Source organism: Hyphococcus sp., from assembly GCF_041986965.1.
In the GTDB taxonomy this organism is placed as follows: Bacteria; Pseudomonadota; Alphaproteobacteria; order Caulobacterales; family Parvularculaceae; genus Hyphococcus.
This window is the reverse complement of the sequence record NZ_JBHIXB010000001.1, coordinates 501,520-514,256: the sequence shown is the minus strand read 5'-3', so window position 1 is coordinate 514,256 and position 12,737 is coordinate 501,520. Positions and strand designations below refer to the sequence as shown.

General features: G+C 61.4%; 10 protein-coding genes. 4 read left to right on the top strand and 6 right to left on the bottom strand.

What is annotated here, in order from left to right; translation table 11 throughout:
• Positions 1-26: 26 nt before the first annotated feature.
• The gene (locus ACFC5L_RS02515) at positions 27-947 is read right to left on the bottom strand and encodes an NAD-dependent epimerase/dehydratase family protein (protein WP_375201857.1); all 921 of its coding nucleotides are present in this window, start codon (positions 945-947) and stop codon (positions 27-29) included.
• A gap of 73 nt (positions 948-1,020) precedes the next feature.
• The gene (locus tag ACFC5L_RS02510) at positions 1,021-2,895 is read right to left on the bottom strand and encodes a fatty acyl-AMP ligase (RefSeq protein ID WP_375201858.1); all 1,875 of its coding nucleotides are present in this window, start codon (positions 2,893-2,895) and stop codon (positions 1,021-1,023) included.
• Positions 2,896-3,207: 312 nt separating this feature from the next.
• Here ACFC5L_RS02510 and ACFC5L_RS02505 point away from each other — a divergent pair, with 312 nt between their 5' ends.
• The gene (locus ACFC5L_RS02505; RefSeq protein WP_375201859.1) at positions 3,208-3,981 is read left to right on the top strand and encodes a sterol desaturase family protein; all 774 of its coding nucleotides are present in this window, start codon (positions 3,208-3,210) and stop codon (positions 3,979-3,981) included.
• A gap of 250 nt (positions 3,982-4,231) precedes the next feature.
• Positions 4,232-6,376, top strand: a complete 2,145-nt coding sequence (locus ACFC5L_RS02500) for a sodium-translocating pyrophosphatase (RefSeq protein WP_375201860.1) — start codon at positions 4,232-4,234, stop codon at positions 6,374-6,376.
• Between the two features lie 72 nt (positions 6,377-6,448).
• Here the strand turns inward: ACFC5L_RS02500 and ACFC5L_RS02495 are convergent, their stop codons facing one another.
• Complete coding sequence (locus ACFC5L_RS02495) at positions 6,449-8,191, bottom strand: peroxidase family protein (RefSeq protein WP_375201861.1); 1,743 nt, start codon at positions 8,189-8,191, stop codon at positions 6,449-6,451.
• 220 nt (positions 8,192-8,411) lie between these two features.
• Complete coding sequence (locus tag ACFC5L_RS02490; protein ID WP_375201862.1) at positions 8,412-8,882, bottom strand: YMGG-like glycine zipper-containing protein; 471 nt, start codon at positions 8,880-8,882, stop codon at positions 8,412-8,414.
• A 171-nt stretch (positions 8,883-9,053) separates the two neighbouring features.
• On the opposite strand from ACFC5L_RS02490, the gene ACFC5L_RS02485 reads away from it, so the two are divergent.
• Both ACFC5L_RS02485 and ACFC5L_RS02480 read left to right on the top strand, forming a co-directional pair.
• Positions 9,054-9,773 carry an HAD family hydrolase gene (locus ACFC5L_RS02485; RefSeq protein WP_375201863.1) on the top strand — a complete coding sequence of 240 codons (720 nt, stop codon included), beginning with the start codon at positions 9,054-9,056 and terminating at the stop codon, positions 9,771-9,773.
• A complete protein-coding gene (locus ACFC5L_RS02480) occupies positions 9,770-10,816 on the top strand; it encodes a threonine aldolase family protein (protein WP_375201864.1) in 1,047 nt (348 codons plus the stop codon). Before ACFC5L_RS02485 ends, ACFC5L_RS02480 begins: the two co-directional genes overlap by 4 nt.
• Here ACFC5L_RS02480 and ACFC5L_RS02475 read toward each other — a convergent pair.
• Together ACFC5L_RS02475 and hemH are read right to left on the bottom strand one after the other, a co-directional pair.
• The gene (locus ACFC5L_RS02475) at positions 10,813-11,406 is read right to left on the bottom strand and encodes a TVP38/TMEM64 family protein (protein WP_375201865.1); all 594 of its coding nucleotides are present in this window, start codon (positions 11,404-11,406) and stop codon (positions 10,813-10,815) included. The two genes, ACFC5L_RS02480 and ACFC5L_RS02475, sit on opposite strands and share 4 nt — an antisense overlap.
• Before the next feature lie 120 nt (positions 11,407-11,526).
• The gene (gene hemH, locus ACFC5L_RS02470) at positions 11,527-12,570 is read right to left on the bottom strand and encodes a ferrochelatase (RefSeq protein ID WP_375201866.1); all 1,044 of its coding nucleotides are present in this window, start codon (positions 12,568-12,570) and stop codon (positions 11,527-11,529) included.
• Between the last annotated feature and the right edge of the window lie 167 nt (positions 12,571-12,737).

Below are 12,737 nucleotides of genomic sequence, written 5' to 3'. Positions count from 1 at the left end.
GGCGAACGTTGTCGCGCCGCGTCCGATTAAAGCAAACCGTGTTCTTGATACCAACAGGCGGTTTTTGCAAATCCTTCTTTCAATGGCGTCTTCGGTCCCCAATCGCAGGCTGCGCCCAGGAGGTTTTCTCGCGCGACCCAGTCGGGGTGGAAAAACTCGTTGATCTGGCCTTCCCGGACGCTGGGCGCGCTCCCCAAAGCGCCCTCCACCGTCCTGACGGCTCCATGATAGACCGCGATGAGAGGCCGTGGAACCGCAATGGCGCGCGGGCGCTTGCCGAGGACTTCCCCCAGGGTCGCCCCGATTTCGCTCCAGGCCCAGCCCTCGGGGCGTTCATCGCCCACCTCATAGACCGCGCCTTGCGCCGCTGCGGCGCCCGCCAGCAGGGCCGCCGCCGCATCCTCTACATAGAGGATCGAGGCGCGGGCGGCCGGCGCGGTTCTGGGGGCGAGGGCGAGGCCTGATTTGACGAGCTTGAAAAAGGGCAGGGTCACCATGTCCCGCGGGCCGTAAATCGCCGGCAGGCGCAGGGCGCGCCAGTCGCCGCCAGCCTCGGCGACCGCGTTTTCGCTGTCTGCCTTGCTCTTCGCATAGGGAGAGACATCGGGCCGGCGCGCCGACATGGAGGAGGCGTGGACGAACTTTGCCCCTGCGGCCTCGGCGGCGCGGGCGGCCGCCGCTGCGCCGGCGACATTGACCCGCTCATAGTCTGCGCGGTCCCGCGCGTGGGTGAGCCCGGCGAGATGAAAGAAAACATCGGCGTCTTTTGCGAGGGCGGCGAGCGCCGTTTCGTCTTCAAGCGGCCCTTTGACGACGCGCAGTTTATCCGCCTGCGCCAGCCGGGCGGGATCGCGCGCCAGCGCGGCGACATCCCAGCCGTTTTCCAATAGCAATTCGATAAGCGCGGCGCCGACAAAGCCGGTGCCGCCTGTAAGCGCAGCTTTCATTCCTGTTTCCGGCGGCTAGAGCGTTTTCAGGAAAAGTGGATACCGGTTTTCCGTCGAAAACGCGACCAACCAATTAGACGCGCGCTTCGGCGAGCGTGCGCGGCGCTTCGTCCTCGCCTGCATCTTCCGTAAAGGCGCCGCTTTGATATTTCTGTTTCACTTTCGCTCGCGAAAGTTTGCCTGACGACGTCATGACCATGGAGTGCGGACGGGCGAGTACGATTTCCGCCGGCGCGCCCACGGCGTTCTGGACGACGCTGGCGATTTCACGCTTGAGCGCGGCAAGCGCTTCGGCGGTCATGCCGCGGCGCTCAGCGACGACGACGATGCGTTCGCCGCGGCCGTCATCGACGGAAAAGGCGGCGACGCCGCCGCCGCGCACGCCTTCAACTTTTTCAACCGCCCATTCGATGTCCTGCGGCCAGATATTGCGGCCGTTGATGATGATGAGGTCTTTGGCGCGGCCGGTGATGACAATCTGGCCATTGAGAAAATATCCCATATCGCCAGTGTCCAGCCAGTCGCCGTCATAGATGGCGTTGGTTGCGTCGGCGTCGGAGAAATAACCCGGCGTCAGGCTCGGCCCCTTGATGAAGATGCGGCCCACATGGCGCTCATCACAAGGCTCGCCGTTTTCGTCGCGCACGATGATCTCATGACCGGGCAGTGCGTTTCCGCACAGGACGAAGCCGCGGGTGTTTTCCGGAGAGGTCAGCGCCGACGCCGGCTGGGCCACGCCAGAGCGCGTATAATGGCGCATGTCCACTTCATCGACGGTTACCGGCGTGCCGAGTTGCGGGAAGGAAATAGCGAGGGTTGCTTCGGCCATGCCGTAGCTCGGCGTAAAGGCGTTATGCTTGAAACCCACAGGACCGAAGGCTTCCGCGAAGGCGTTCAAGGCTTCGGGACGGACCATGTCGCCGCCAATGCCCGCGACGCGAATGGCGGACAGGTCGATGGCGCCGGGTTCGGCGCGCGCGGAGCGTTTCGCCGCGAGGTCGTAACCGAAAGACGGACTGTAGGTGATTGTCGTTTTGTGGTCCGTCATGATGCGCAACCACAAAAGCGGACGGCGCACGAAGTCCGAGGTCGCCAGAAAATCAACCGGCACCTGCGCGGTCATGGGAGTCAGCACAAAACCGATGAGACCCATATCGTGATAGAGTGGCAGCCAGCTTGTCGCGCGGTCGCCGGGCTTAAGGCCCATGCCGTCGCGCGCAATCGCGCTGAGATTGGCGCAGACCGAACGCTGCATGCCGATGACGCCTTTGGGCGCGCTCGTCGAACCTGACGAGTACTGAATATAGCAATATTCATCCGGTCCGAAGCGCTGCGGCTCCACGCCCTTGTCGTCGAGCGCGTTGAGATCGTCGAAACTGTAAACGGCCGCGCCGCCGGCGAGCCCCGCGGCTTCGTCGAGAAACTCACGCAGGGTTTCCGGCCCGATCGCAGCGGCGGCTTTCGCGCCGGTGATCATCTGCCGGATCTGATTGATGTAGCCGTCCTTGCCGCCGAGATTGACGGGCATAGGCATCGGCGCCGGGATGAGGCCTGCATACTGGCAGGCGAAAAAAGTTGTGATGAATTCCGGGCTTGTCTCGGCGATGATGGCGAGGCGGTCGCCGCGCTCGAACCGTGCGGCGAGTTTCGCTGCAAGCGCGAGCGCGCGTTCACGCGTCATCGCATAGGACAGTGTCGCAGCCACGTCGCCACGCAGGTTGAAGAAGGTGTAGCCAGTTTCGCCTTGGGCGGCGTAGTCGAGCGCATCGCAGACGGTCGCAAAGCCGCTGCGTTTCAGCGGCAGCGACGCATTGCGGCCCGGCAACGCCATCTGAGGCTCCGTTTGCTGACTGACGGTCATGATACGCCCCGCACTCTCTCCGGCTATCCCGGCTTTTTCACCGCCGGACGGAAAGCCGGCCTGCATGCGCCGCAAGCGGCGCGTCACGGGCGTATGCCCCTCGCCCTGACCCGATGGATTAACCCATATGGCCCGGGTAATCTTGAGCCGATACAAGGCCTTGGGTCAACGGGCAAGTCCCGCTGCGCTTGAGCCGCTTCAAGATTTGCGGCCGGATGTTACAGCTTGTTGCAAACCGGCCGCGATATTTGATCGCGCTGCGCCTTTTGCGGCGCCCTGGCTCCTTGAACCATTGGGGCGGCGGGCTTAGTTTCGCGCTGCAACGACCCGTCTGCGGCCCCGACTGTCAAAGGCCGCGGCGGCTCGGATTGACCCATAGACCCCCGCGAGGAGCGCCCGATGCGCCTTTTTATCGGCTATAAAGCCTGGAAAGAGGAAGACTATCTCCTCAACCGGATGACCTTCGACGATCTGGTGAAGGCCTATGTGACCTATCCGGCGATTCAGGTTTACGCCGTCATCGTTGTCGCGGCGCTGGTGGCGGGGATCGCGACAATTCAGTCTATCCCACTGTTTTTACTGTCTTTTGTCATTGGCGGGCTGATGTTTCCCATCGCCTGGTATTTTGTCCACCGCTTCATCCTGCATGGCAGCTGGATGTACAAAACCCCTTTTCTGGCGGGCTTGTGGAAGCGCATCCATTTCGACCACCATCTCTATCCCAATGATTTATCGGTGCTTTTTGGCGGGTTGCATACGACCCTGCCGACGATTTTCTTTGTCGCGGGGCCTGTGGGCTGGCTCATTGGCGGGCCGTCTTGCGCCTGCGCGGCCGTCGCCGGGACCGTGATCATGACCATGTACACCGAGTTTCTCCATGCCGGAGAACATCTCGCCTTCGAACCGAAGTCGAAATTCTGGAAGGATATGAAGCGCCGCCATCTCGCCCATCATTTCCACAATGAGAAGGGCAATTACGGCATCGCCGAGTTTTTCTGGGACCGCCGCTTTGGCACCTTCTATGACCAGACGGCGGATGCGCCGCGCACCGCCACGGCCCGCAATCTTGGTTACACGGACGAAATGGCCCAGAAGTACCCTTGGGTTAAGGACCTGACCGAGGCCGAACCGAAGGCGCGCCGGGCCATGCGCAGCGGCGGGGCCGCCTCGTAAGGCGGTTTCTGACCGGTCCGGCGAAAGCCGGAATGTCTTTAGTTTTTTTCCGGCCCTGCGAAGAAGCGGGATGATGCGCTGCGCACAGCGCTCATAACTTTTTGTTGATTTTGCCCAAGGGCTTTGTCAGGTTCCGCGCCGACATCAACAGGGGGCTGGTTGAAGCGCGCGCGGGGAGTTGCATCCCGTTGCTGCGGCCATGCCGGCGGCCATCAATCAAGAAAAATATTTTTTCAGGAGAGGTTAAGACATGAGCTTAGCGCTTTGGCTGGTCATTGGGGCCGGCTTGCTTGCCATCGCCTACGGCGCCTTCACCGTGAACAAGGTGTTGTCGCTGCCTACAGGCACAGACCGTATGAGAGAAATTGCCGCCGCCATTCAGGAAGGCGCGCAGGCTTATCTCAACAAACAATACACAACCATCGCCATCGCCGGCGCGGTTGTGTTCATCGTTCTTCTGCTTGCGTTCAAACTCGACTTCGTGCCGGCCTTCGGATTCGCCATCGGCGCGATCCTGTCGGGCGCTGCCGGGTTCATCGGCATGCTGGTCTCGGTGCGCGCCAACGTCCGTACGACGCAGGCCGCAAGTGAAAGCCTGCAGAAAGGCCTTTCGGTTGCGTTTGACGCGGGCGCCATCACCGGCATGCTGGTCGCCGGTCTCGCGCTTCTCGGCCTTGTCTCCTACTACGCGATCCTCACTGTCGGCATGGGTCATGCGCCGGAAAGCCGTTCGGTGGTGAACGGCCTTATCGCCCTGTCGCTCGGCGCTTCGCTGATTTCTGTGTTCGCGCGTCTCGGCGGCGGCATCTTCACCAAAGGCGCCGATGTCGGCGGCGACATGGTCGGCAAGGTTGAAGCCGGCATTCCCGAAGACGATCCGCGCAACCCGGCCACAATCGCCGACAATGTCGGCGATAATGTGGGCGACTGCGCCGGCATGGCTGCGGACCTTTTCGAAACCTATGTGGTGACCGTTGCGGCGACCATGGTTCTGGGATCGATTTTGTTCACGGAGAACGCCTCGACCTTCATGTTCTACCCGCTCGCTATCGGCGCGGTCTGCATCGTGACGTCCATTCTCGGCACGTTCTTTGTGAAACTCGGCAAAGGCTCCACCAACATCATGGGCGCGCTTTATAAAGGGCTCGTCGTCACTGGCCTCACCTCGCTTATCGCGGTCGGCATCGTGACCTTCCAGATGTTCGGCTTTTCCGAAACCATCGCATCGACGGAACAAGGCGCGCCGTTCACCGGCCTGTCGCTGTTCCTGTGCGGCGTGCTCGGCCTCGTCGTCACGGGCCTCATCGTCTGGATCACCGAATACTACACCGGCACCGCCTATCGTCCGGTGAAGTCGGTGGCGAAATCGTCGGAGTCCGGTCACGGCACCAACGTCATCCAGGGCCTTGCGGTTTCCATGGAAGCGACGGCGCTGCCCGCCATCGTTATCGTTGTGGCGATCGTTACCGCCTACAATCTCGCCGGTCTTTTCGGCATTGCGACGGCGGTTACGACCATGCTTGCGCTCGCCGGCATGATCGTCGCGCTCGACGCATTTGGTCCGGTTACGGACAATGCGGGCGGCATCGCGGAAATGTCGGGCCTTGAAGGCTCGGTCCGCGACACGACCGACGCGCTCGACGCTGTTGGCAACACGACCAAAGCCGTCACCAAAGGCTATGCGATCGGTTCGGCGGGCCTTGGCGCGCTCGTTCTGTTTGCGGCCTATACGAAAGACATTGAGCACTTCATCGCGCTCGCCAATGCGCCTGGCTCCACTCTGCATCCTTACTTTAAAGGCATGACGGAGCTGACCTTCTCACTGTCCAATCCATATGTGATTGCGGGCCTTCTGATTGGCGGCCTCTTGCCTTATCTCTTCGGCGGCATCGCCATGCAGGCCGTTGGCCGTGCGGCCGGCGCCATCGTCGAGGAAGTGCGCCGTCAGTTCAAAGAAAAGCCGGGCATCATGCAGGGCACTGAAAAGCCGGACTATGCGCGCGCGGTGAACATGCTGACGGGGGCCGCGATTAAAGAGATGGTCGTGCCGTCCATGCTGCCGATCCTGTCGCCGCTCGTCGTTTATTTCGTCGTCCTGGCGGTGGCCGGTAAAGTCGCGGCCTTGTCGGCTGTCGGCGCCATGCTGATCGGCGTCATCGTCACGGGCCTCTTCGTCGCCATCTCCATGACGGCCGGCGGCGGCGCTTGGGACAACGCCAAGAAATATATCGAAGACGGCAATCACGGCGGCAAGGGCTCTGAAGCCCACAAAGCCGCGGTTACCGGCGATACCGTTGGCGACCCGTATAAGGATACGGCGGGCCCGGCGGTGAACCCGATGATCAAGATCACCAATATTGTCGCGCTGTTGCTGTTGGCGTCTCTCGCTGGCTAAGCGCTGACAACACGAGAAAAGAAAAGGGCCCCGTTCGGGGCCCTTTTTTTATTGGATCATTTTCTGTCGAGGTTAGTCGACGTAAAATACGTTTTTCGGAATCTCGCGGCGCTTGATGCTGGTGTTCCGTAGGATCACATCCGCCAGCGTCGTCTTCTTGACCATGTTCTGTTCCATGCGGGTGAGGTCGCGCTCCCACCAGAAGCGGTCATGATCGCGCAACGCGGTGAATTGCAGAATGACAATGGCGCGGAAGGTCTCGCCAAGCTGCGAGCCCTGGCGCGCAAGCGCGTCCTCGGAAATGCCGCCGACCCACAGATCGATCTCATCAACATGACCGAAGGCGAGGCGCAGCTTTTCCTGAAGCGCCGGGTCCGATGTTACGTCACTGAAGTCCCGATGGGGTCTCAGGCCCAGCGCCTTGCGCACATCGTTGAGACAGGGAAGGCCGCGGTCGCGCCCGCGCTGAATGTTGAGCGAGGCGAGGTCGAACCCGCCCGCGCCCGGCGGGCCGAACAGGAAGTTTCTCAAATCATCAACGATCATGTTGTCATAGGTCTGGCTTTCCTGAGACGCGAGACCGCGCAGGATCGGGTCGATGTCATTGCGTTTTTTGAGCAGCAGGGGCGCGTTGAAAAAGGCGTCGCGCAAGGGCAGGTGACCCGCCGCGATTTCCTCGCCGCGGCGATCAACGCGCATGAGTTGCGGATTGATCAGCGTGTGCCCCATGCGCCAGGCGGCGCCCGAAAATTCGGTGAACAGGCCCGGATCGCCGGGCGTATAGCCGCGATAGCGCGGCAGGGCGCGCTTGCCGATCAGGGCGGGGAGGAATTCGTCATAGGTGATGATCTGGATTTCCGCGATCACCATGCGCCGCGCCGCCTGATAAATGTCATCCCCTGAAAACCACGGGCGCGTGCGGCGAATATGATCGGCCCAGCGATTATGCTCGCGCACAAAGAGCGTGTGCATGGAGGTGAGGCCGATCTGCTCGTTCGAGCGCACATCGCCGGCGACAAACAGGTCCGCCGGGTCAATTGGCCCTTCATTGGCGTTGGGTAGAAGCTCGGTGTTGTAGGGCAGGAGGTCGCCGGCGCTGGTCTTGAGGCGGCCCGTGCCGTCATTGGTCCGCAAGCCGGCGGCGCGTTCGTCGCTTGAGCCATAGACCATGGAGCCGTCGAGCCACGACGTGATCTCGTTTTCATGTTCGCGCGGATTGGAAAGATCCGTGCCTGTTGCTTCATCGAAGATGGCGCGATCAAAACGGATCCACTTGTCGCCCTGCGAAAACGGATCGAAATGCGGGTCGCCCAGCGGCACGGCTATATCATGCGAACGGTCATCGCTTTTGACGCCGTCGCCCAGTGCGAAATCATGGTCGATGAACTGGCCCCACTGCCAGATGAAATCGCTGGTGCCGAACGGGTTCGGAAAAGACTGACCCGCCTGATCGACGACGATATTGGAAATCACCCGGGGGCTTTTGCGCAGCGGGCCCGCCATGTCGGAAATGCCGTCGGCGTAATCGTTCGGCATGATCCGGATCAGCTTGGAAAAGGCGGCGCCGGCGGACGGGTCGGCGCGATTGTTGCCGGAGCCGTCAAAACTTCTGACTTCGCGGCCCTGATGGAAAGCGGGCGCCGCCGGCCCCAACCGGTCGCGCAGGCGCGCCTTCACCTGCGCCTTGACGTCTCTTTCAATGTTTTGCGCCGGTTGCTGGCGCTCCGCGCGGTAATCGCCGCCTTTACGGGCGTCGGCGCCCACACTGATGGCCAGCGCCGCTGCGCTCGCGCCCAATAAAATCCCTAACCGCATAGTTCGCCCCTTACGCAAATGCTGTGATTGGCGCGACTATCCCCCTTTTAAGGGGCTGTTTTCAAGGAAAAGCGGCTCAAGGAGCATGAAGTTTCGTTGAACCTCGCGCCTTAAAGGCGAGACGCCGCGACGGGCCACACGCGAGGGACGCAGGAAAGGCGGCCATGAAAAACCGGCCGCGACAAGGCGCGGCCGATCTGGTCGTCGGTAAAGCCCGCGGTTAGTCGGCGAGGCACTCGGCAAGCGCCGCGTCATAAGCGGCTTTTTGCTGCTGGTAGAATGCATAATCTTGCTCATAGCGCTCATCGACCTTTTGCTGTTTGTCGGCTTTGACCGCCTGACCGCCTGCTGCGCCCGCCGCCGCGCCTGCGGCTGCGCCATAGCCGGCCTTGTCGCCGATAACCTCGCCGGCGACCGCGCCGACAGCGGCGCCGACGGCCGTGCCTTTCAGCACCTGTTTGTTGCCTGCATCGTCGCGCACAGGAACCGGCGTCGTCGCAGGGTCGAATCCGGTTTCGGCGGCAGCGAAGCTGCGGCAATTGCGGGGTTCGCTTGGCGTCACGGCGCTGTCGCTTTCAAGCGCGGCGACTTCAGCGGTTTCCTCGTCAAACGCGCCGGTCACAGCGGCGCCAACCGCGGTTACCGCCAGCGCGGCGCCAATCCCCGTTGCGATGATCAAACTTTTACGCATGGCGTACTCCTTTGTTCCAACGCCGGCCATGTGGCTCCCGGCGATGGAGCGCAAACGCGCCTTTTGTCCGGAGAGTTCCGGAAAAGCAGCGATGAGAGCGCGGAAGGATTGGCGTTTACGGTGTTTTGCCAATAAACAAGCGGCGCTGACGGGAAAGATGAAATATCGGTCATGACGCCTCATACGGGAATTTCTTTTGACGCCATTATCTTTGATTGCGACGGCGTGCTGGTCGATTCAGAAGTGTTGTCGATCAGGGGAGAGCGCACAGCGCTCGAAGCGTTCGGACTTTTTTATTCGCCGGAAGATTATGTGCGCAAATTTGTCGGCCTTCATGACACCGCATTCTTCACATCGCTCCGCGATGATTATCGCAACGCCCATGACTGCGATGCGCCGCAGGATTTCGAAGAGCAAATTCTCGAGGGCCGCCGTCGCGAACGGCATTTGCTGACGCCCATTGCGGGCGCCGATACCGCACTTCGCAAAGCGCGCGACCATGCGGCTGTCGGCGTCGCGTCATCGTCGCGCGCGCATTTCCTGCAATCGAAACTTGAGCGGACGGGGCTTTATGATTTTGCACATCCCCATGTCTATTCGGCGGACCTTGTCGCTCATGGCAAACCGGCGCCCGATATTTTTCTCTATGCGGCGGAACGGCTCGGCGTCGATCCGGCGCAATGTCTCGTGCTTGAGGACAGCGAGAATGGCGTCAAAGCGGGCGTTGCCGCCGGCATGACCGTCTGGGGGTTTCTCGGCGGCGGACATATTTTCGATGGCCATGGTGAGCGTCTTGTCGGCGCCGGCGCGGAGCGGCTTGCGAAAAGCTTCGCCGATTTCACGGATCAGCTTGACGCGCATTACGGGAACGCAGAACAGTCGCTTTCATGAGCTTTGCATCGGATAACTGGGCGGGCGCCGCCCCTGAAATTCTGGACGCCATTGCGCGCGCCAATGACGGGGCCGCTCCCGGCTATGGCGGCGACGATCTCACCAAAAAGGTCGAAGCGAAATTCGCCGATCTTTTCGAGCGCGACTGCGCCGTTTATTTTGTGGCGACGGGCGGCGCGGCGAATGGGCTCGCGCTCTCAGTCATGACGCCGCCTTACGGCATGGTGCTCTGTCATGAAGAAAGCCATGTGCAGATGGATGAATGCGCGGGGCCGGAGTTTTTCACCGGCGGCGCCAAATTGCTGCCTGTCGCGGGCGGGAACGGCAAGCTGACCGCCGACGCGATCCGGAAGACACTGAAAGGTTTTCCGCACCGTCCGCCCCATGGCGCGCCAGCGAGCGTTCTGTCGCTGACGCAAGGGACAGAATGCGGCACACGCTATTCCGTAGACGAATTATCGGCTGTTTGCGATGCTGCATGCGAAGCGGGCCTTTCGGTACATATGGACGGCGCGCGGTTTTCCAATGCGGTCGCGGCGTCCGGCGTCACTCCGGCGGAGCTGAGCTGGAAAGCGGGGGTCGATGTGCTTTGCTTTGGCGGCACAAAGAACGGCTGCATTGCGGCGGAGGCCGTGGTGTTTTTCGACCGCCGCCGGGCGATGGATTTTGAATTTATGAGAAAGCGCGCCGGGCATCTCTGGTCGAAAATGCGTTTCATCGCCGCGCAGTTTGACGCCTATCTTGAAGACGGACTGTGGCTGAAGCTGGCGTCTCATGCGAACGCCATGGCGCAGCGCCTGTCATCAGGTCTCGCCGCCATTCCCGGCGTCACGATCATCTATCCGACGGACATCAATGAAGTGTTTGCTGTCTTTCCCGATGGCGTCGCCGAAAAGCTGCGAGACGGCGGCGATATTTTCTATCCCTGGATCACGCCGGGCGACCCGGCGGATGGCCGCGGCCACCGGTTGATTTGCTCCTTCCGGACCACAGAAGATGAGGTGGACGGGTTTGTCGGGCGCGTGGAAAAAGCCTGCGGTTAGGCGTTTTTCATCCACCAGCGCCGTGTCGTCCAGCCAAGCAACAGGACAAACAGGATCGCTGCGATCAGCATCATCCAGCCGAGCCATGGCTGGTCCGTCATCAAGGCGCCGATGGAAACGAAGGCGTAGATTGGCGGCGCCATGCCGATGGCCGATGTCCATAAAAACGTGCGGAACGGAACGGGCGCCACGCCGGAGCCGTAATTGACGACCGTATAGGGGATGAGCGGTATCATCCGTATCAGGAGTAAAAACGGCGTGCCGCGTTTTTCAACCGCATGCTCGAAATGGACGAGACGCTTCGCCGACACAAAACGATGGACCAGCGGCCGGGCGATTGTCCGCGCGAGGAGGAAAGCGAGCGCGGCTGCGATCATGGCGCCGATCCAGGTGAGTATGAAGCCTTCCACGCGGCCGAAAGCCATGCCGTTGGCGATGGCCACGGTTTCGGCGGGCAGGGGCAGGAAAGAGACGATGATCATGGCCGCGACCGCCATCACTGGCGCCCAGGGGCCCATATCTTCGATCAGCGCTTCATAGCGCTCACCATCCCACAGGAAGGACCAGAAGCCGGGATCGAAGAATTCCATGATATGGGGCCCAGTCGGCTCAAAACGCCATGATGGCGCGGCTGTGGCGTCTGGCAAGCATTCTCTCGGCGAGCCGGTGGCGCGATGTGACAAAGCGAAGATGGGTAAAGCGAAGACGGGTCAGGCGGTCCAGCCAGCGGTTTCGCGCCGGGCGAGGGTTTCCATCAGTACTGTCATTTCCGGCGCGTCATTGAGGCAGGGGATTGCGGTGAACGCCTCACCACCCGCTTCCATAAAGGTTTCCCGGCCTGCAATGTCGATCTCTTCCAGCGTTTCGATGCAGTCGGCCGTAAAGCCCGGCATGATGACGGCGAGTTTTTTGACGCCCTCGCTTGCAAGGCGGTTGATGGTTTCTTCCGTCGCCGGCTCCAGCCATTTCTCGCGCCCGAATTTCGACTGGAACGCCATGGGCGCAAAGTCTTCCGTCCACCCCATTTCCTCGCGCAACAGGCGCGCGGTCTTCGCGCAATGGCAATGATACGGATCGCCGAGATCGAAATAGCGCTGGGGCAGGCCATGGAATGAGATGACCACCCGTTCCGGTGCAAAGTCCTCGCCTGCGAGATGGCGGCGGGTCACCGCGGCGAGGGCGTCGATATAGTGCGGTTCATCATGAAAGGCGGGCGCCATGCGGATCGCCGGCTGCCAGCGCATGGCTTTGACGGCGTTGAATACGGCGTCGGCGACGCTCGCCGTCGTCGTTGCGGAATATTGCGGATAGAGGGGAATGACGAGAATGCGCTCGCAGCCCGCCTGTTTCATGGCGTCGAGGCGGGAAGCGACGGATGGATTTCCGTAACGCATGGCCCAATCCACGGTGACGCCGGCAAGCCTCGCATCGAGGCTCTCGGCTTGTGCGCGGGTGTAATAGCGCAAAGGGCTTTCATTGCTCTCGGCGCGCCAGATCTTGGCGTAGTTGCGCGCTGTCGCGGCGGGCCGGACATTGAGGATGATCCCGTGCAGCACTGGCAGCCACAAAGCCCGGGGCAGATCGACGATGCGCTCATCGCTCAGGAATTCGCGAAGATAACGGCGCACGGCGCCGGGCGTGGGTTCATCGGGCGTGCCAAGATTGACGAGAAGAACGCCGACCTTTGGTTTCGCGATAGGCGGGTGATCCGCCGGCAAGGGAGAGGGCTGAGGCCCGCCTGCATCCGTCATCATAACTTCTCTGTGATCGTTTCTCTGTCGAATTGACGATTTCCGCCAGACTTGTGGCAAAAACCGCCCCTTTGTCACAATAGTGAAACATAAAAAATAGAGGGTGCGCGCGATTTTGACAGGCGGCGCGCCCAGTGCATCTGTGTTGGGCGCCGAGGGGTCCGTCTGCA